At 52.1% G+C, this 19,437-nt stretch carries 24 protein-coding genes; 22 read left to right on the top strand and 2 right to left on the bottom strand.

All coding sequences use genetic code 11. The features are described from left to right. The first annotated feature begins 169 nt into the window (after positions 1-169). The 5 genes from MKY82_RS28445 (at position 170) to MKY82_RS28425 (ending at position 3,864) form a co-directional block, all read left to right on the top strand. Positions 170-739 carry a TetR/AcrR family transcriptional regulator gene (locus tag MKY82_RS28445; protein WP_339294871.1) on the top strand — a complete coding sequence of 190 codons (570 nt, stop codon included), beginning with the start codon at positions 170-172 and terminating at the stop codon, positions 737-739. A gap of 4 nt (positions 740-743) precedes the next feature. Continuing rightward, positions 744-1,103: a multidrug efflux SMR transporter gene (locus MKY82_RS28440; protein WP_339294870.1), complete on the top strand. Its 360-nt coding sequence runs from the start codon at positions 744-746 to the stop codon at positions 1,101-1,103. Between the two features lie 137 nt (positions 1,104-1,240). After that, positions 1,241-1,837: a LysE family transporter gene (locus MKY82_RS28435; RefSeq protein WP_194544509.1), complete on the top strand. Its 597-nt coding sequence runs from the start codon at positions 1,241-1,243 to the stop codon at positions 1,835-1,837. A 6-nt stretch (positions 1,838-1,843) separates the two neighbouring features. Next, positions 1,844-2,623: an AraC family transcriptional regulator gene (locus tag MKY82_RS28430; RefSeq protein WP_194544508.1), complete on the top strand. Its 780-nt coding sequence runs from the start codon at positions 1,844-1,846 to the stop codon at positions 2,621-2,623. Positions 2,624-3,132: 509 nt separating this feature from the next. After that, complete coding sequence (locus MKY82_RS28425; protein WP_339294869.1) at positions 3,133-3,864, top strand: hypothetical protein; 732 nt, start codon at positions 3,133-3,135, stop codon at positions 3,862-3,864. A 192-nt stretch (positions 3,865-4,056) separates the two neighbouring features. Here the strand turns inward: MKY82_RS28425 and MKY82_RS28420 are convergent, their stop codons facing one another. Together MKY82_RS28420 and MKY82_RS28415 are read right to left on the bottom strand one after the other, a co-directional pair. Further along, positions 4,057-4,482, bottom strand: a complete 426-nt coding sequence (locus tag MKY82_RS28420; RefSeq protein ID WP_220683930.1) for an ImmA/IrrE family metallo-endopeptidase — start codon at positions 4,480-4,482, stop codon at positions 4,057-4,059. 71 nt (positions 4,483-4,553) lie between these two features. Continuing rightward, positions 4,554-4,973 carry a helix-turn-helix transcriptional regulator gene (locus tag MKY82_RS28415; RefSeq protein ID WP_339294868.1) on the bottom strand — a complete coding sequence of 140 codons (420 nt, stop codon included), beginning with the start codon at positions 4,971-4,973 and terminating at the stop codon, positions 4,554-4,556. 297 nt (positions 4,974-5,270) lie between these two features. On the opposite strand from MKY82_RS28415, the gene MKY82_RS28410 reads away from it, so the two are divergent. From MKY82_RS28410 to MKY82_RS28330, 17 genes are all read left to right on the top strand, one after another. Then, a complete protein-coding gene (locus MKY82_RS28410) occupies positions 5,271-5,747 on the top strand; it encodes an ArpU family phage packaging/lysis transcriptional regulator (RefSeq protein ID WP_194544505.1) in 477 nt (158 codons plus the stop codon). A 464-nt stretch (positions 5,748-6,211) separates the two neighbouring features. Next, positions 6,212-7,051: a hypothetical protein gene (locus MKY82_RS28405; RefSeq protein WP_194544504.1), complete on the top strand. Its 840-nt coding sequence runs from the start codon at positions 6,212-6,214 to the stop codon at positions 7,049-7,051. Between the two features lie 10 nt (positions 7,052-7,061). Next, a complete protein-coding gene (locus tag MKY82_RS28400) occupies positions 7,062-7,271 on the top strand; it encodes a hypothetical protein (RefSeq protein ID WP_194544503.1) in 210 nt (69 codons plus the stop codon). Positions 7,272-7,273: 2 nt separating this feature from the next. Next, complete coding sequence (locus MKY82_RS28395; protein WP_339294867.1) at positions 7,274-8,740, top strand: phage tail sheath family protein; 1,467 nt, start codon at positions 7,274-7,276, stop codon at positions 8,738-8,740. Between the two features lie 95 nt (positions 8,741-8,835). Continuing rightward, positions 8,836-9,243 carry a phage tail tube protein gene (locus MKY82_RS28390; protein WP_071222451.1) on the top strand — a complete coding sequence of 136 codons (408 nt, stop codon included), beginning with the start codon at positions 8,836-8,838 and terminating at the stop codon, positions 9,241-9,243. 139 nt (positions 9,244-9,382) lie between these two features. Beyond that, entirely contained in the window at positions 9,383-9,817 is a 435-nt protein-coding gene (locus tag MKY82_RS28385; protein WP_071222452.1) for a hypothetical protein, read from the top strand. A 23-nt stretch (positions 9,818-9,840) separates the two neighbouring features. Beyond that, positions 9,841-9,975: a hypothetical protein gene (locus MKY82_RS28380; RefSeq protein WP_015737373.1), complete on the top strand. Its 135-nt coding sequence runs from the start codon at positions 9,841-9,843 to the stop codon at positions 9,973-9,975. A 17-nt stretch (positions 9,976-9,992) separates the two neighbouring features. Beyond that, complete coding sequence (locus MKY82_RS28375) at positions 9,993-11,774, top strand: hypothetical protein (RefSeq protein WP_339294866.1); 1,782 nt, start codon at positions 9,993-9,995, stop codon at positions 11,772-11,774. Positions 11,775-11,840: 66 nt separating this feature from the next. After that, positions 11,841-12,485 (top strand): LysM peptidoglycan-binding domain-containing protein, encoded by a 645-nt coding sequence (locus tag MKY82_RS28370; RefSeq protein ID WP_339219774.1) that lies wholly within the window; start codon positions 11,841-11,843, stop codon positions 12,483-12,485. Further along, positions 12,482-13,459 (top strand): phage portal protein, encoded by a 978-nt coding sequence (locus tag MKY82_RS28365; RefSeq protein WP_339294865.1) that lies wholly within the window; start codon positions 12,482-12,484, stop codon positions 13,457-13,459. The genes MKY82_RS28370 and MKY82_RS28365 overlap by 4 nt, the downstream gene beginning before the upstream one ends. After that, positions 13,452-13,841 (top strand): hypothetical protein, encoded by a 390-nt coding sequence (locus MKY82_RS28360; protein ID WP_339294864.1) that lies wholly within the window; start codon positions 13,452-13,454, stop codon positions 13,839-13,841. Before MKY82_RS28365 ends, MKY82_RS28360 begins: the two co-directional genes overlap by 8 nt. Further along, a complete protein-coding gene (locus tag MKY82_RS28355) occupies positions 13,834-14,292 on the top strand; it encodes a DUF2634 domain-containing protein (protein WP_339294863.1) in 459 nt (152 codons plus the stop codon). The genes MKY82_RS28360 and MKY82_RS28355 overlap by 8 nt, the downstream gene beginning before the upstream one ends. Further along, positions 14,292-15,446 (top strand): baseplate J/gp47 family protein, encoded by a 1,155-nt coding sequence (locus MKY82_RS28350; RefSeq protein WP_339294862.1) that lies wholly within the window; start codon positions 14,292-14,294, stop codon positions 15,444-15,446. The genes MKY82_RS28355 and MKY82_RS28350 overlap by 1 nt, the downstream gene beginning before the upstream one ends. Then, positions 15,439-16,005 (top strand): YmfQ family protein, encoded by a 567-nt coding sequence (locus MKY82_RS28345; protein ID WP_339294861.1) that lies wholly within the window; start codon positions 15,439-15,441, stop codon positions 16,003-16,005. The genes MKY82_RS28350 and MKY82_RS28345 overlap by 8 nt, the downstream gene beginning before the upstream one ends. Position 16,006: 1 nt before the next feature. Further along, complete coding sequence (locus MKY82_RS28340; protein ID WP_339294860.1) at positions 16,007-17,488, top strand: hypothetical protein; 1,482 nt, start codon at positions 16,007-16,009, stop codon at positions 17,486-17,488. 526 nt (positions 17,489-18,014) lie between these two features. After that, a complete protein-coding gene (locus tag MKY82_RS28335) occupies positions 18,015-18,467 on the top strand; it encodes a phage holin family protein (RefSeq protein ID WP_220683940.1) in 453 nt (150 codons plus the stop codon). Continuing rightward, positions 18,454-19,236 (top strand): glycoside hydrolase family 73 protein, encoded by a 783-nt coding sequence (locus MKY82_RS28330; RefSeq protein WP_220683941.1) that lies wholly within the window; start codon positions 18,454-18,456, stop codon positions 19,234-19,236. Before MKY82_RS28335 ends, MKY82_RS28330 begins: the two co-directional genes overlap by 14 nt. Positions 19,237-19,437: the final 201 nt, after the last annotated feature.

Below are 19,437 nucleotides of genomic sequence, written 5' to 3'. Positions count from 1 at the left end.
TCTGCTTACGTTACGTAAGCGGGCTTTTTTTGTTATGAGATTCAAAGTTAAGCTATCTTCTTCCCCGTTAAATTTAAAAAATCATGTCTGGATTTCATGCTGATCGAGGCGTTATAATACTGATGGTACCAGAATAGTATTTATGGTACCAGAAGGGGAGTTAGTTCACTTGCGCGAGCGAATATTGAATGAAACGATCCGCTTAATTCAGCGGCAAGGATTTACGTTTACGGTCAGTGATCTGGCCCGCGTCCTTGCCATTAGTAAACGGACGATCTATGAGCACTTCTCATCCAAGGAAGAGATTGTTGAACATATCATTGACGGGATGATCCGGCATATCCAGCAGCGCGAACGTGAAATTGCGGCGGATGAGGGGCTTACCGTTCTGGAGAAGATACACCAGATTCTAATCTGTCTGCCCCAGGAGATGGAGCAGATGGATTTGGGGATGCTGCCGGATCTGAAGCGCACGCATTATGCGCAATGGGAGAAGCTGGACACCTTTTTCCGAGAGGAATGGAGCATTGTCACCGAGCTGATGGAGCGGGGCATGGCCGAGGGAAGCATCAAACGAATTCATATGCCGCTGTTCATCGATCTGTATCTCGGATCCCTCCATCAGATTTACGATACGAGGGCGGCGGTGAAGCATCAATTGCCGCTAGGGGAGCTGCTGCAGTCCGTTATGGACATCTTGCTGTTCGGGATTGCCGCAGAGAAACGGGAGGAGTCTTGAGATTATGCATTGGTTCTATTTAAGTTTGGCGATTCTGTTTGAAGTGGCAGGGACGCTGAACATGAAGCTGTCGGAAGGGTTCAGCAAACCGCTGCCCAGCGTGCTGCTGGTGGTATTCTATATTTGCAGCTTGAGCTTCCTGACGCTGAGCTTGAAGCAGATTGAAATATCCGTGGCTTACGCGATCTGGTCGGGACTTGGCATTATGATCATTACGGTCATCGGTTATATATTCTTTGCGGAGCAGATTAATGGTCTGAAAATATTCTCGATCCTGCTGATCATCGCAGGGGTCGTTCTGCTGAATTTATCCGGCAGCGCGCATGCGCAGGAACAACCGAAGACGCACCAGTCCGGTCACTAAGGGCGATAGAAGAAACCGGAATCTGCGGGAAGAGCCGTATTCGTGCGGCTCTAGTTCCGCTGCAATAATGTACTATGCCCTGCTTCGCCTCCAGCTCTATAATGACAAAGGAAATTCCTTTGTTAGGAGCTATCATCATGAACCTGTCTTCTTTTTTTATTTACTGTTTTATCGTGGCTTTCTCGCCGGGACCATCCAACATCGTCATTTTGTCTTCGGTTCAGCATTCCGGCATGAAGAAGACCTTGCGCTACATTGCTGGCGCCTCCATCGCTTTTTTCTTATTAATCGCTGCTTCCGTGGTATTGGGCCAGCTGCTGTCTACAGGCATGCCAATCGTACTGCCAATCTTGCGGATCGTAGGCTGCCTGTTCATGCTGTATCTCACGTATCAGGTGTATACCATGGACGTATCCAAGTCCGGCACGAATCAAACGGCGTCCTTCACGTCCGGCTTTCTGATGCAGTTTCTCAATCCGAAGGTGGTACTGTTTACACTGACGGTCATTCCGAGCTACGTCATGCCGTATTATACGGCAGGTCCTGTCATCTCGGCGTTTGTTGTCGCGGTATCGTTAATCGGGCTGTCCGCGTATATGACCTGGGCCGTGTGCGGTAGCCTTTTTCAAGGAATTATGCAAAAATATCGGAGAACGACCAACACGATGCTGGCTTTGTTTCTTCTGTACTCGGCAATCGTCGTATCCGGCATACCGGAGCTCATAAAGGGGTGATGGAAGATGGAGCAGTTTATCTATAAAAAAGCGGTGGGCATTACGGCGCTGTCCGCGAGCCTGACGGATTTCAAATATAAAAAGCATTATCACGAGGAGTACGCCCTCGGCGTCACGCTGCGCGGCATTCAGAAGTACTCGCTGGACGGCAGTCAGCAGGCTTCTTACCAAAGCGGGGTTATGCTGTTCCATCCGGAGCAGAATCATGATGGCTGGTCCCAGGAACGAACGGGCATCGATTATGTGATGATCTATATTCATCCAGAGTTATTTCTGGAATTGATTCAGAAAAAGGATATCGTCCGGTTCCAATCCCCGATTGTATATCACGCCGGGCTGCGGAAGAGCATTCTGGATGTGACGAGGTCGATCTTCACGGGTCAGCCGGAGGCAAGAAGCAGCGAGCTGCTGCTGGGTCTGGCAGGGCATTTTAACGAGAGTATTCTGAACCCGGATAGCCGGAAGGACAGCGTGTTTACACGGAAGGCCAAAGAAATGATGCAGGATCATCTGGATCATGTTCTCCGTCTCGACGAATTAAGCGGGGAGTTCGGGATGTCGAAGTATCAATTCATTCGTTACTTCAAAGCAAATACGGGGCTGTCGCCTTATCAGTATTATCTGAACTGCAAAGTGGAGCGAGCCAAGCATCTGATCGAGGACAGCCGGGATGTATACCAGGCCGTTACCCAGTGCGGCTTCACGGATCTCGCCCACTTGAACCGGCATTTCAAGAATGTGTACGGCACGACAGCGTTTGATTATATGTCCCATCTGGATAAGTGAGGCGGCAGGTGCCGATCATTCGCGCGATTTTTCAAGCCAGGCTTGGCATTTGTGAATAAACTCCATTATAATGTGTATAGAATGTAAAAGGGACCGTGCGCGAACACGATCCCGGCGTACAACGTACCGCTATAAGAGCGGTCGGCAATAGGAAATCCGATCAGAAATAGACCGTGATCCTGACCAAGGGCGGTCTATTTCTTTTTAAGATTATAGAATTTATAAGTTTTCAGCGAAGCTGAACTCATTCGATAATCGCAAGAAAAACGTCCTCTAAACGCGGTCTGTCTTCTGTGAATGTACGTCGATAGACGGTTTTGCTTATGGAACGAAAGTATTAACACCACCAGCGTCGCGAACGAAATCATTAGCGTCAATGTTTGGTATACTTCCATGGCATCACCTCCCAAGCCGGGACCGGATTTTGAGATAGGGCCAAGGGATGTTAATCTGTATGTGGAATCATTAGAAACTACTTAGGCTTTAGCCGGATGGAAGGAATCGTTTGAATGGAATATATCTATGAATCAGCCCAGCGCAGCTACGAGGATTTCGCCAGCGGCCGAGTTCTGTATAATGCGCAGGGAACGACTTCGTTCCCTGTCAGACTAGCCAGCGAGATTGCGCAGCGGTGCTTTCAACTATTGGAGAAAAAAGGGGTACAGGGGCCATATACCTTGTTCGATCCCTGCTGCGGCGGGGCGTATCTGTTGACGGTGGTTGGGCTGCTGCACGGGCAGCGCATTCATCGCGTGATCGGCTCTGACATTAACGCAGAGGTGCTCGGAATAGCCGCGAAAAACCTGTCGCTGCTCCGCGAAGAGGGGCTGGAACAACGCACCGAACAGTTGAAAGAACTGTTGGCGTTGTATCAGAAGCCGTCTCACCAGGATGCGCTGCAAAGCGCTGGCCGATTGAGGGAGCTGTTAAGGTCCTCGCGTGTGGAAGAGACGGCTTGTTTTCAAGCCGATATAACCCAACCGGAGGAAAGCTTGGCCTCCTGCAAGGGCACCCATATCGTCATGACCGATCTCCCTTATGGTGACCTGGTTAGCTGGGGCGGCGGAAGCGATGAGCCGGTGAAGGATTTCTTTAACGGCATTCATTCCATCCTGGATCCTGGCGGCTCCGTGGTTGCGGTCATATCCGACAAAGGGCAAAAATTAAAGCATGATCGGTTTCAAAGGATTCAGCATATAAAGGTGGGCAAACGACAGGTAGCCATCTTTGAACCGCTTTGAACGGAGTAAAACGGACGGAATATAGAAGGAACCTGCTGCCGTCCTTAGCTGCTAACCTCTTATCCAAGGGAGGCGTCGGCTTCCATAGCAACCCGCTTTTGACGTCATGTCAAGAGCGGGTTGTTTTTTTTTGCTCGCAGGAGGGAGTTAGCCATCTGGAATCCTTCACTCAAATAAGGAACGTATGTTCGTTTAAAATCTAAAAAAATATAGCATTTCTTGTGGAATGCCAGCTCGTAGATAGAACTCGTGTAAGGACTCGCCCGGTCCGGGAGCCAAACCCGCCGTCAATAGGGCAATGGCAAAACGGTTCGCTTGCCGCTCCAGTTTGCCCGGACTGAAATAGGAATGCTCCTCCAGAAAAAAGCGGTTGATACCCTTATGGAGCCGGTCATGCCCGAGCTCATGCGCGCATACGAAGCGCTGCCATGGCGACGGCAGCTGATTGTGGATGACGATGAATCTCCGCCTCAGCTTACGAAAATACAGCCCTTTGGTCGTTTGGCCTAAATCGGCGAATCGAATATGTATGCCCAAGGAAGTCGCAATTTCAAAAGGGCAGTTGGTATGATGTTTTTTGATCAGCTGACGGATTAAGGGTTGTAAATGATCATCCATGCCGGTTCACCTGCAATATTGGGATTGGTTGAATCGTTGTAATCGGTATGTATCTCCTTATCCATGTAGATTTATTTCTTGCGTTTGTTCATTTGCTTGGCTTCCCAGAACAGTCCGGTCAGAACGTCCTTGATGCGCTGTTTGTCCTCCTCGTTCAGCGGGACGCCGTCAAACATGAGCTCACCGTCATCCTCAAGCATTTTCTTGAAATCCCGTTTATCCCTGGAGGTTGCCCAAGCGGGTGCCGAGATATTCTCGTGCTTGGCAGCATCCTGCTGCAGATAACCTGCTTTATTCATCAGCTCTTCATAGGGAACTTCCAGTGCCTCTGCCATTTTGCGAAGTGTTTGCGGCTTGGGGATGCCCCTCAGCCCATTCTCGATCCGGGAGATTTGCGAACCGCTGATTTCGGCGGCTTGGGCCAGCTGATTGATGCTCCAGCCTTTGTTCTCCCTCATCTCTTTCAAGTATGATCCAAATATGTGATCCACGTTCCGGCCACTCCTCACCATAGTCCATCTGAAACATCTACTTATAGTATAAACACATCCCCCACCTTTGCCAACAGGTAAAATAAAAGAGAGTATTATTGCCAAAAGGCAAGAATATGAAAGGTAAGCTCCAAATTCTCGTGAATAGTTCACCCTTTTGAAGGTTTACGCGGGTCTCCAAATAGTGGTATATTAATGAAAAATACGAACAAAATGCGAACACTCGAGGTGAGACTAACTTCTGCCAAATGGCAAAGCAAACCTCGACAATGACAATCAAAAGGGAGTGTTTTTCGAATGAATCCATTTTTACCGGAATTGGATCGCAGAAAGACCCAAAGTGCTGTTGAAGCGATATTCGAGAAATATCGTATCTATAAAACCATTACATTCGAAGTCAGGGAGGCGAGCGTCACGGCATCCTACACGGAACGATTTCATGGACCGACCAACGTCACCTCGGACCAAACGGCATCGGTTGCCATATATAATGTAGATATGCCTGCGGCCAGGAAGCAGTATTGCGAGACCATCGAGTCAATCGTGGAACGGCTTGGCGAGAGGGAACAGACCTTGATTCGGGAACGTTATATGAAGCAGGACGACGTATTCGATTACAAGGTGTACAACCATATCCTCGAACCGCCGGTCAGCAAGGATACGTATACCAAGATCCGCACCCGGGCCTTCTATAAACTGGCGCTGGCTTTAGCAGACAGGGGGCTGCTGAAGCTGCAAGAGTTGGACAAGTCCGCAAAGAGCAAAATGAACTGATCATCGCCGAGATGGATAATTAAACCGAGCCTAAACCGGAGGACCTCAATGAGGCCCTCCGGTTTTTTCTATAACAAGATGAAGATACCGCACCATGAGGCAGAACCTAAAATGAAATGGGGAAAACAGCAATAAATACGAACATAGGTTCGTACTATTTTCCGCCGACATTCCACTTTAAGTTCCGCATTATCCGTCCCATAAGACGTCAGCGCATCCGATTTAGGGGTGTAAGATTGTATTATCGGAAATGAAGTTAAACAGAGCATACCGAACACACACAGTGTAGATGTGAGCCGGCCTTATGAAGGACCGGTTTTTTGCTGCGGCCTTAGGCTTCGATTGCTTCATTTTCGATTCTCTATATATGAAGGAAAGGAGGGGGCCGTGTTGCGCAAGCATGTGAGCGCCGCAAGAAGCTGGCTATCCCATAACCGACCGGAAGCCACCCGGCCATCTGCGGAATGAGAGGGGCGATCAAGCAGGCCACTCTAGATATCGTACCTGAGCTTGAAGGCCGAATATATGACGTACATCCGCCGGATGGGGTTAGCGAGCCTTTTTATGGCGTTATGACGCTGGGAGAGGACGTTTGGAAATCCTCCTGGGCAGGATACCGGCAGGTGGTGCGATTGAAGCTGTACGCGGATCGTTCCGAATTGCTTCAGTTAGATCGCTGGGTGGAACTTCTAATCCCGGGACTACATCGCAAGCGGGTGATCGGAGCCGATGGGAATGCATTCAAGCTTCATTATTTGGGTGTGCCGGAAGCCGACAAGTTCGATTCTGTTTCAGGCAAAATGATCCGGATCATGCGATTCGGCGTCTATGTACCCCAGGCATCCGGGACCGGTTCCACCGGACAACCCGATGAGTGGCTGCATACACTGACAGCTTGGACAGGAGAAGTACTGGGCGATCCATGGCGCATCTATCATACGGCATGGCCGGCGGGACGGGATGATCACGCCGTATTATGGCGGATGACGGGCTGTGAGACCAAGATGGCGGGAGCTTCGATGTTCGAGGTTCGCAAAACCTTTACCGGGCATATTGCCGCTCTTGATTCCGCGGACGAGCAGCTCACGGCTGCAAGGCTGGTGGAGGAGCTTGGTACCCAGGTCCAGCTGATGCTGGATTCACAGAATCGCCGCTATTTATCCGTTGCGGAGATTTCCTCCGATGTGCAGGCCGATCCCATTCTGGACGGGCAGCTGAAGCTGACTCTGGCGCAGCGGAAGATGCGTTCACCGGAGGAAGCTGCATTGATCAGGCGCATTAACGTTCATCCAATTTTAAAGTGAGGTGGTCACAATGGCTGTAAAAAAAACACTCAAGACAGAAGCTCGCAGTATCAGCGCTCCGCGATATGCGCTAGATGAACTCGTAACGCACGCCAAGGAACTGTTCGAGGTTCGGGCGGAAGTGCTCGCGGGTGCCATGTATGAGGCAGACGGAGAGCTGTTCACGGTAACCGAAGTCAAAGAAAGAATCCAACAATTTATGAAAGCGAAGGTGGACTAAACATGGCAGGTGGAACATGGGAAAGCACAAATAAACCGGTACTTCCGGGTTTGTATATGAATTTCAAGGCGGCTGCCGCGTCGGCTATCCAAGGCGGATCCCGCGGTACGGTTGTCGTACCCGTTAAAGCCAATTGGGGGCCGGTGCGCGAGTTCGTGGAAATCGGCAGCGAGTTCGCGATTTCCGAGCTGTATTCCGCGGATAGCCAGGATGGAGCTACGGCTTACGAAACGCTCTATTTGGCCTTGCTTGGCGGGCCGAAGAAACTGCTGGCTTATCGCCTGGCAGATAACACGGCGGCAGCGGCTAGCGTAACGCTGCAAAATGCGGAAGCTACGCCTTCCGACGTGCTGAAGCTGCAGGCCAAATATCCGGGCAGTCGTGGCAACGGCTTCTCCGTAACCGTGCAGCCGTCGCTGATCGACCCGGCCGCACGCGAGCTTCGCCTCTATGAAGGTGCCAAGCTACTTGGCACCTATACAAGCCTGGACGGGACAGCAGCGTCGATTGCGGCGCAGATCAATGAAGACGATGAGAATCTCTGGGTAACGGCTACCGCACTAGAGGCGACCGGCGTACCTGCCGATGTGAACGGAGCTGTGCTGTCCGGGGGCAAGAGCGGCAACGGCGGCCTGACGAATGCAGATTATATCGAAATGCAGGATGCGGTCGAAGGCCAGGAATTCAACGTACTGGCCCTGGATTATGCTGCGGATATGGCTCTGCTGCAGAGCTTTGCGGCCTGGGTGAAGCGTCTTCGTCAAGAAGGACGCGGCGTGATGGCCGTATTCGGCGGAAGCGCTGCGGACGACATCTCCAAGGATGCAGCCAAACTGGCGGCGGCCCGTTCGCTTGCATTGAACCATAAAGGGATTATCAATGTAGGTACGGGCGTGCGTCTGTCCGGCGTGAACTACAGTTCTGCCCAGACGGCTGCTTATGTGGCCGGGCTTATTGCGGGTCAACGCTTGAACCAATCCGCTACATATGCGGTAACGCCATTCGAGGATGTGACCCGCCGCTGGACGCGTTCCGAGCAGGAGCAGGCCGTACGCAATGGCGTATTCGTGCTTTTCTACGACGGACGTCAGGTGAAGGCGCTGCGCGGCATTAACACGTTGGTGAATCCGGCGGAAGGCCAAAACAATGCCTGGAAAAAAATCCGTTCCATCCGCGTGATGGACGCGATCCATGCGGATTTGCAGCTGGCTGCAGAGCAGACTTACATCGGCAAAGTGAACAATACGGAGGAAGGCCGTCTGGCGCTGATCGGTGCCGTAAAGGAATATCTCGCTTCGTTGTCGCTGAGCAATGTCATCGAGCCGGACGGCTATGACGTCATTCTCGATCCAGCGTACTATGGCGATTCTGCCGTGAACACGCCGGAGCCGGATCAGGTCTTCCTGCAGTGGAACGTGAAGCTGACCGATGTGATGGAGCAGTTGTTCGGTACATTTTACGTGCAATAACGAGTACGGCAATCAGCGTATTTAAGATGAGACGGACTGCCCGAAGAGGGCTTTTTTTAAGAAAAAACTGAAAAGAAATCGAGGAGGAATTTAACATGTTGGATGCTTCAAGAGTCATTATGGGGACATACGGCCAAGCGTACATTGACGGGGTTTGGCAGACGCACATTAACAAGCTGGAAGCCAGCGTGGAATTGGAGAAACGCGAGCTGAAGCTGGTCGGCAACGACTGGACGGTACACAAAAACGGCAGCAAAAAAGGAACCGGCACGATGACTGGTTACAAGGTTACTTCCGATATGATCTCCCGCGGCTTCACCAAATTCGATATCATCTCCAAGCTGGATGATCCCGAATCCTACGGCCATGAGCGCGTTCGTCTGATCCGCTGCATGCCGGACAAAATCCAGCTGGCCAACTGGACAGCCGGTGAGGAAGTGCAGGAGGAAACTTCATTTACCTTCGAGGGGTACGAGCTGTTGGATCCGATTCAGGGGAATTAAGAGGTTTCTGCTTAAGCGCTGCTTGAGTGTGTCACAAAGCGGGGGTTCGCCCGGTAAGGAATGCCTGATTCGGGCGGGCGTCGCCCGCTGCAAATAGGAAGATGAAATCAATTATTTTATGAGTAAAGGAGATATACGCATGAGCTTGCACGAGAACATGAGCGAAGAGCAAATTTTGGACAGTCTGTTTGAGGCAGCCGAGAAGCTGCCAGAGGAAACGGTACGCATTAAGCGTTTGGATATGAAGATGGTGCTGCAGGGTTTGACTTCGAGCAAGGTCGACAGCATCCGCGAGCGCTGTACCGTTCGCCGTACGATAAAGGGTGCGGTGGATGAGAAGGTGGATACGGAGACGTTTAATGCATTGCTAATTTCCGAGGCCACGAGCAGTCTGTCGGTAAAGGGTTTGACGCTTAGCGGCTGGGGCGATCCGCGGATTACAAGCCGCTTGAAGCTGTCGGGCGGAGAGCAGGCAGTTCGCCGCATGCTGCTGGCCGGAGAGCTGGATGCCGTAGGCGATAAAGTGCTGGAGCTGTCCGGCTTCGGAGTTGAGATTGCTGACCTAAAAAACTGATCGGCTCCGGGGGAATGACGACGATGCTGTATCATCTGTGGGTCCGGCATCACCTTCGTCCCGGAGATTTTTGGCGGCTCCCGCGAGGCGAGCGCCTGTTGCTGCTCGCTTTCTCCCAGGAGGAGATCGAGGGCATGGCCGGTCAGAGCTTGAAGTGAACAGGAGGTGAAATGAAATGGCTGAAGCCATGAACTATCGCATGAATCTGGTCATCGATCCGAAAAACGTGATCAAGGCCAACCGCGAGCTGCGGGCGATGGAGCGTTATTTTGAGCGGATCCAGGGACGTGTCATGCGAATCGGACGTACCCGCATGGCACCTGAAATCGTGCTGAAGGACAGCGCCTCGAAGGGGCTGGACAACCTGCTTGCCAAAATGCAGCGGGTGAAGTCGCAAGTCATCCAAGCTTCAGCGAATGTGAAGCTGAATGTGCAGAAGCAGATCGATACGAATCTAAACCTGAGCGTGCAGAAGCAGATTGAGGCGAGCGTTCAGGTGGATTTGCGGGCGGCCGGGCTTGATTTTTCTCCGTTGACCGATGCGTTGACGGCGAATACGACTGCGGTGGATAAGCTTACGGTTGCGCTTGGATCGCTGCAGCTTGGGGGCGGCGGGAGCGGTAAAAAATCGGGTTGGGATACGGCTCTGAATGTTTTTGGTACTATAACCGCGATTGGTTCTACCATGAAAAATGGGGGCCAACTATATGGTAAAGGAACAAAGATGCGCGAAGCATGGGGTAAAGATAAACCGGCCCCTGAACCTTCCCCTAGGACGGCGCCTAGGCCCAATGGGGTCAGAAGGGGGGGCGGCCGTGGATCCAATTCCAGTCAAAACCAGTCTGCCACGTCCCCGAATAGCCAAGGAGAAAAGCCACTAACCAAATGGGGTAAGCGTTTTATGAAGGCAGAAACATTGGGAGACGTTATCGAAACCTCGGGCAATACGGGAACTAGTGCAATGAAATCAATCATGGGTGTTATGGATTTAACCAAGGGTATATTTGGCGGCGGCGGTAACAGCGGCATCGTTTCCGGAGGTTCGGCGGGCGCTGCCAAGACCGCTGCAGGTTCAGATGCAGTAAAGCAGGCAGCTGAAGGTAGCGCTGGAGCAAGTGCTGTAAAAAATGCCGGCAAAAGCGGTCTAGGCTCCGGCTTGATGAAGGGGCTTGGCAAACGCGCCCTCGGCCCTTTGGGATATATAGCCGATGCGACCGCAATTGCATCAGCCAAGCCTGGGAAAGAGCGCAACCAAGCCATAGGCTCTGCTGTCGGCGGAGGTATTGGAAGCACGATCGGCGGCATCGTTGGCTCCGTGATCCCGGTTGCAGGTACGATGATCGGCTCAACGCTTGGCGGCACCGTAGGAAGCTTTATTGGCGAGAAGGTGGGCGGCGCCATTTCCGGGATTGGTGACAAGTTCAAAGAAGGTAAGGAGACGGTATCGAAGTGGTTCTCCAATACGTTTTCCTTCGGGAAAAAAGACAAGGAAGCTGCTCAACCGAAGGATGTTCCAAAGGCACCACCCTCGAGTGCGGCTGCCCTTCCGGCTCCCATCATTCCGAAACCAGCGCCGGCTGATTTCAGCAAGCCGCTGCTGCCGAATCCAGCTTTGAACCCGTACGGCCCGTATGTCCCGCCTAGCCATGCTGCAAGCATGAGTACTTTTGGGCCACCCGCAAGTGCAGCGCAAAACCAAGCTTTTGCAGGGAAGCCAACCTCTCCGCAATCTGTTCAGATCAGCCCTGAGCAGATGAGCACGATATCCGGCTTGCTGATGGATTTCAAAACGGAGACAACCGTGAATTACAATCTTCCTCCAGGCGCGGTGCAGGTAACGGTGCATGAGGAACACCCTATCGATGTAGAAGGATTGATCCTTCTGATCGGGCAGCGGCTGAGAGCCGAATTCAGCAAAGCGGCGCAGAACCGGAAGCCGACTCCGATGGCCTATTGAAGATGATGGTTAACAGCAGAAATGAAGTCGGTCCGCAGGCATCCATACAGAAAGGAGGGGGCCAAGGTGGAGTTTCTTTTGAAGAACGGAAAAGGCATGACGTTCCTATTCCCAGTCAACCCCGAAGAGGTGACCATTTCACGCCAAAAGGGACTGGAAACGGCTACGATTCTCAACTATGGAGAATTTGATTTTCCGCAAGGCCATCGGATCAAGGAGATATCATTCTCTTCATTTTTCCCACAAGAGTATGATGCAGCTTATTGCAAAGGTGAAGAGAAAGATCATATTAAACCACAAACTGCGATGAATAAACTTAATGAGTTTTTGGCGTATAAAACGCCACTGCAATTCGTCATTACCGAGACGGCAGTGAATGTGCCGGTGTATGTCGCCTCCCATCAGTCCACGTTCCGTGGCGGGGAGCTCGGGGATGTGTATTTTGACATCACGCTCCGGACATGGAGCGAAATGAAGGTGGCCAAAACGGCTGGCAGCAGCGGGGCATCTGGAACGAATAAAAAGCCCCGGGCCGACATGAAGGAAAAGAACAAGACGTACACCGTGAAGTCAGGGGACTCACTCTCCAAAATCGCCAAGCTGGAGCTCGGGGACAGCTCGAAATGGAACCAGATCTACAAGCTGAATCAGAAAATGATCGGTAAAGATCCGAACGCCATCAAGCCTGGCCAAAAGCTGGTGCTGTCATGAGTTACAAGGTGATTTTGCAGGATCAATACGATTTATCTCCTTTGGTGGAAGCGATCAGTCTACGGGATTCGCTTGAACAAGTCGCTTATCAGGGAACTGTCAATCTGGTCGTAACGCCGGATATGCCGCCGATCTCGCCGGGAATGGCGATCCGGATCAGCGGGATTCCTTATGGTAAAAAGGATTATGTCCCCCTGCTGCACCCGGCTGTCGTGTGGGAAGTGGAAACCTCGAATAATGGGGTGAAGCGGATGAACCTCACATTATACGATCGGACGGTATATCTGGACAAATCGGAGGATGAATATCTGTTCCCTGCGAAGCAGACCGCTACCCAGCGATTCAAAAAGTACGCGGCAGACTGGAACTTGAAAATTGCGGTTTTGCCCGATACCGAGAAGCAGCTGGGGCGTTCCGTTTACCGGACGCAGTCGATTTACGCGAGCATGTTCGCTGATCTGCGGGAGACGGCCAAAGCCGGCGGCAAGCTGTATCATCCGCGGATGATCGCTTCAGGGCTTGAGCTGTATGAGTTGGGAACGAACAAAGAGGTTTACATCCTGGAGGCCATCACGGATACTACGCAATCGCGGACGTTGGAGGGTGCGGCAACTAAGGTCAAGGTGCTGGCGACAGCCGCAAGCGAGACCGGAAAAGAGGTTCCTTCCAAGGTGATGGCCATCGAGGAGAAGGATATCGCCAAATACGGCCAACTCCAGGCTATTATTCAGGATGATGAGGTGAAGTCGCCTGCGGCAGCTCGCCAGCTGGCCCGGAGCAAACTGAGGGGGATTCGGGAGACCATCTCCCTGAATGCACCCGATGTCAATACGATCCGCGCCGGAGATGCGGTCATGCTGGGCTCGATGAAGCTGCTCGTGATTTCCGTCAGCCGGGAGCTGGGCAGTCCCGGAAGCATGATGCTGGAGCTGGGGAGTTATGACGATGTAAAAAGGAGGTTTTACCTTGAATAAAGACCCCTATGGACAATTGGCGTCCTCCTTATACGCCTCAATGAACAAGCAAACCCGTCAAGCCATGGGCGGCGTAGGGGCCGTGCTCGGCACGATAACCTCGACGGGACTCAAGCTGGATGATTTCAAGCATGAGCTGCAGGACTATATGGTAGCAGAGCTGCCGGGAATGCTGTCCTTGCCCCGTTATACGGCAAAGGGCACCGTGACTTTGGGGGGCCAGCAGCAGGATATGACGTTTGATGCCGAAGAGAACGAAGTTGAAGATACCCTTTTTGAACTAAGAAAAGGTTTGAAACCGGGGGACCGCGTGCTCGCCGTTCGGGTCAACAGCGGTAACGACGTGGTGGTCGTGTGTAAGGTGGTGAGCAGTGGTGGCTAATTTATTTCCGGAGAACGATGACATGATCTGGACGGATGCGACCGATCCGGAGGTACTGGAAGGAGAGGGGGCTGTTTTTGGACGGAGCTGGCGGTATGATTTTGAAGCCGGCGAGTTCGTGATGTCCCCGACCCGGAAGATTCCGGTTGCGGACGAGAAGGAAGCCTGGGTCATCTGGTGTGAAAAAGCGATCCGGACGCCGCGTTACCGCCATTTGATCTATACGCGTGATTACGGCAGCGAGCTGGAGGAGCTGGTCGGCAAAGGCTATGACCGATCTCTGCAAGAGAGCGAGATTCAGCGCATGGTCACCGAGACACTGCTGGCGGACGCTCGGACGGAGAGTGTGGATCAGTTCCTTTTTGCCTGGGAAGGAGAAGCTTGCCGTTTCAGCTGCCGCATTACGAGTGTCCGGGATGAGACGGAAATTATAGAAAGCGTGGTGATCTGATGGCAGATTTGCCGTTGTATTTGTTGGATCAGACGGAAGAGAACATTATGAACCGCATGTTGAACAAAGTGCCTTCGGACATCGACAAGTCGGAGGGCTCTTTTATTTGGGATGCGCAGGCGCCGGTCGCGTTTATGCTGTCCGAAGCAGCCTTATGGGCACAGGAGCTGCTGCGTCGAGGCTTTGCAAGCACCGTGGCAAGCGATCATCCGGATATCCGTTCCGCCGAACTCGATCTGAGGACGGCAGAGCATGGGATTACTCGGCGGGAAGCGGTCGCTTCGTCCGGTAGTGTTGCGTTTACCGGGAAGCCGGGGACGACGGTGCCTGCCGGAACCTATGTGGCTACGCCAGCCGATGAGGGCTCCGGGGAATCCTCCGTGGAGTATGTGACCACATCAGGCGTGACGCTGAGTGACTTGGGTACCGGCACGGCACCGATTCGAGCTGTTGAGCCGGGCAGTAACGGCAATGTTCCCGCAGGCGTCATTCAGCTTATGATGACGTCGATCAGCGGCGTAACATCGGTTACGAACCCGGAACCGACCCGGAGCGGGACGGATACCGAAAGCGATCAGTCGCTCCTGGAGCGTTTTTACGCCAAAGTCCGGAGTCAGGGGACGAGCGGCAACAAAGCCCAGTACATGCAGTGGGCCAATGAGATTGCCGGCGTTGGCGGCGTGGAAGTGGCACCACTGTGGAAGGGGCCCGGTACCGTCGGGCTGTATCTCATAGACACGGACAAGCGTGCGGCAAGCCAGGATATCGTGGATGCCGTTCAGCAGTACATTGACCCGTCCCAGGATGGACAGGGTGAAGGCGTTGCCCCGGCCGGTCCGGTTATCACGGTGTTGCCTGCAGCGGAAGTGGCGATCGATATCTCCGTCAAAGTGCAGCGTACGCAGGAGTTGCCTTCGACGATGGATGAAATCCGGAAGTTGATCGAGGACGGCGTTCGAACGTATTTACAGCAGATCGCTTTTAACCGGAAGGATCCTTTGGTGAGGTATACGCGGATTGCCGCCGTATTGCTGGATATCCCGATTATCGTCGACTACTCGGATTTGACGATTAACGGCCATACCGAGCAGCAAAATATCGAAATTGGCTCCGGTCAGGTCGCGGTGCTCGGGACGGTGAGCGTAAGTGAATAATGTCCGAATGAACAGCTTGCGGGGGCGCGAGCTGTTTTCTTATCTTCCGGCCTATTACGAGACTTCCCGTGTCATGTTATCCGATATGGATGCCAAGGGCAGCGAGTTGGACGCGCTATACAAGGCACTGAACTCTGCCGCAGACCAGTTCTTTGTCCGTACAGCAACCTGGGGCCTAGAGCGATGGGAGATGGAGCTTGGCATTCCCACCGACCGAAACAAGCCGATCGAGCAGCGGCGGGCGGTGCTGGAGTCCAAGCTGCGCGGAGCGGGAACCTTCTCGGGAGCGCTCGTGAAAAACGTGGCTGAAGCGTACGATGGCGGCACGGTCGAGGTATCTTTTCAGCCCGAGGAATGGGGCTTTACGGTTAAATTCGTGGATACGCTCGGCATCCCGCCGAATCTAGAGGACTTGAAGTCCGCGATCGAGGAGATCAAGCCGGCGCATCTGGCGGTGGCGTATGCGTTCAACTACTTGCTGATACGCGATATTCATGACGTGATGACCCTGTCTGACATGGGCCAAACGCCATTAAACAAATTTGCAGGAGGTGTTTGAGTTGTCCAGTAACACACCGAATTTAGGACTATTGAAAAAAGACCCGATGGTGGATGGCAATGAGACCTTTAACATCGAGACAATGCTGAATGAGAACTGGGATAAGGTTGATGAGGCTGTGGGGAGAACAGGAGGATACGGAGTAACGACTCAGCCTAAAGCGAACGAATATGAGGTTAATCTAAAGCCTGCCCCGGCGAGCCTTACAGCCGGGATTCGGGTTACCGTAAAGATCAACGTTGCAAGCTCCGGAGCCCCAATGCTCAACGTTAATGGTTTGGGAGCCAAGCCAGTGCTTAAAACAAGCGGCAGTTCTGCCAGTTTTAAGCAGGATGGCGTCTACACATTGGTATATGATGGTCAGGCTTTTATTTTACAGGGTGAAGGGGGGGAGGTAGGAACAGCGACAGCAGCGGATGTTTTAGCACCTAAAACGATTGGAACCGACAGCGGAATAGTAACCGGAACCATACCGACACAAGGGAATCAGTTTAAATCTGGGTTATGGTCGAATCCAGACGGGGACGCCTATGTTGACACATACGTTGAAATTGATAGTGGGTATTATCCTACAGGCTCACAGGTTACAATTCAGGCCCATGACCCTGACCTATTATCAAGAAACATTCGAGCGGGTGTGAACATTTTAGGAGTAGCTGGGGATTCGAACGTAGTAGACACCAGTGACGCAACAGCGGTGGCTGGTAATATGCAATCAGGGACCTCAGGGTATGTCAAAGGGCAAAAAGTCACGGGGAATCTACCGCTGGCGGCAAGTGGGTCAGCGGCAGTTAGTAGACAGCCTGGAACCGCCGGAAGTGGAAACCTGCTCGTAGTCCCTCCAAAGGCTATTTGGGACGGTGCGAAAAACGTAGTAGTGAACGATTCCAACTTTAAACAGGAAAACATCCGTTTTGGATACACCATGTTTGGACTGGTTGGCACCATGGGGAGTATCAAGAAGGTAACCCGAGGGGAGGCGCTTATCCCAGCGGGAGGGGTTGCCACACAAGCCCCCATATCGGGCATTGACTGGAGCACGGCGGCGCTGCGTTTTTCTACGTATTCTACAGCTTCGGCCACAAGAAACAAGGCAGTTCAGGGATATCTAAACACGAGCGGGAACAACATCCTATTCTTACGGTCGGTGTCATCCAACGAGAGCGTATCCATATACTGGGAGGTCATTGAGTACACGAATGTACTTGGCGTATGGTCGTCAAGGGGCATTTCCCGTGCAACAGGCGGAACCCACATGCAAGTCACGTTGCCCTACAACGTTAACCCACAAAAGTGCCTACTGTTTGGGAACTACTATTTGTCGCAAACTTATAATGACTTCGTAGGTGAACCGGCAGCGGCTACTATGTATTTCGGGACCAATTCCTCGACATCATCCCTATACCTGATGGGGGACACGCGTACAATGCAAGACCGCGAATCGTGGGAATATTGGGCCGTTCAGGTAGTAGAGTTTTGGTGATGAAAATAGCCCAGCTCGTACCTAGCTGGGCTATTTTCATTTAAGGGATTGGTCGAACTTGGAGAGACGGTAAGAAGCTCTAGCTGCCTTCTGAATGCAGCGGGCAACGTTGTGGGGTTAGAGAAGCGATTGCGTCCCTCTCCTTTCTATAGGGGATCCGGGGAACGACTCTCCGGGATGACTCCGGCGCACTCGCAGATCAATCAACCTCGCATATGAGAACACGCTTCGATCCATGAATTGCCCCGATTCTGCTAGATCGGGCATGGTTTGCCGAAGGGAACAAAGAAGCACAAACGAGTACCGGAGAAACAGACTTAGAAAGTAGACAGCGCTACAGGAGAAACAAGAATTTCACCGAATGGACCCTAACTTCCATTGTCCAGAGGCATGCCGGAAAGTCCAGTCCCTTTTCAATTTTTAGAGGGTTTTCTGGAAATTTTAATGGTGTACTTCAGCCCCCTCGGGGCTGGATACTGATTCAGAAAAGCTCTCAAAAAATAATACTATACGAGGAGGAAGTATTATGTATGAGCACATCGGTCAGCTGTTTAAGATACTGGTGGCGGGGACGGGGGCCGTGACAGGGTACGTCTGGGGCGGATGGTCGCTGCCGCTGCATCTGTTGTTGTGGTTCGTGGTGATTGATTGGTTGACCGGATGGGGCGCGGCCTGGATGAACGGCGAGCTGCGCAGCCGTATTGGATATACTGGAATTGCACGCAAGATGACCATTTTTCTCATTATCGCCTTGATGCATCTGGTGGACAGAGTGCTGGGAGAGATGAATTATTTTCAAAATACGGTGATTTTCTTCTATCTCGCAAATGAGCTGCTGTCTATTATTGAGAACGTTGGGAGAATGGGGGTACCGATCCCCCAGTCCCTGCGTAATGTGGTACAGGTATTCCAGATCAAATCCGAAGAAGGGGATAAGCCAAGCGCGCAAAAGGAGGAGAAAAAGGATGAAACCCTCTGAATTTATTGCCAAGCTGGCACCTATAGCCACTCAGGACATGCGTCAGTACGGGGTGCCTGCTTCGCTAACGCTCGCTCAGGCAATTCTGGAATCTAATTGGGGAATGAGCGGTCTAACGCAAAAAGCGAACAATCTGTTTGGTATCAAAGGAACCGGTCCGGCGGGAAGCGTCACCATGCAGACAACCGAATACCGGGGGCAGACGCCCTATACGACCCAAGCCCAGTTTCGTAAGTATAACAGCTGGAGTGAATCGGTTGCCGATCATACTCGCCTGATCCTGAACGGCACACGTGACAAGCCACAGCGTTACCATGCCGTATTGTGGACGAATTATAAAACGGCGGCGACGGAGATTTGGAGAGGGGGCTATGCAACAGATCCCAATTATCCGAAAAAACTCATCGCCTTAATGGAGCAGAACTCGCTCTATCAATATGATGTGCCTAGTCTGGAGGAGGAACGCATGAAAATCGAGCAATTAACGGCGGAGCTGCAAAAAACACAAGAGCAGACGCAGCTGCTTAGCACGCAATATGCTACTGCAATGAAACTATTAGACGAGCAGAGCAATGCCATGAAGCAGTTGAACGCAAGGCTCAAGGCGGTAGAGACGGAGAAACCGGCTAAAGTTCCAGCTTGGGCGGAACTGGCAGTACAAGCTGCACAGCAGGCAGAAGTATTGCATGATCCTGAGGGCAGTTTTGATTTTTACCGAATCATGACCGTGCTGCATCGTTTGGGAATTTTCGATAAACCGAACAAGTGAGTAGCGGTTTTGTAGCAGATTTAAGCTCAGTGTACGCATAAAAAGCCAAGCTGACTAAACTGCAATTAATAAGTCGTTAGAATCCCATTGATATCGAAATTAATGACCCTCTGGTAAGCTGGCATCGGTGCTCAACGGGTGTCAGCTTCTTTCATTTAATGGTCCAAGTCTGGTTATTAAGATATGCTTTATTTAGAATAT

The sequence above is a fragment of the Paenibacillus sp. FSL W7-1279 genome, from assembly GCF_037969845.1.
Lineage (GTDB): Bacteria > Bacillota > Bacilli > Paenibacillales > Paenibacillaceae > Paenibacillus_AQ.
This window is presented reverse-complemented; position numbering and strand designations above follow the sequence as displayed.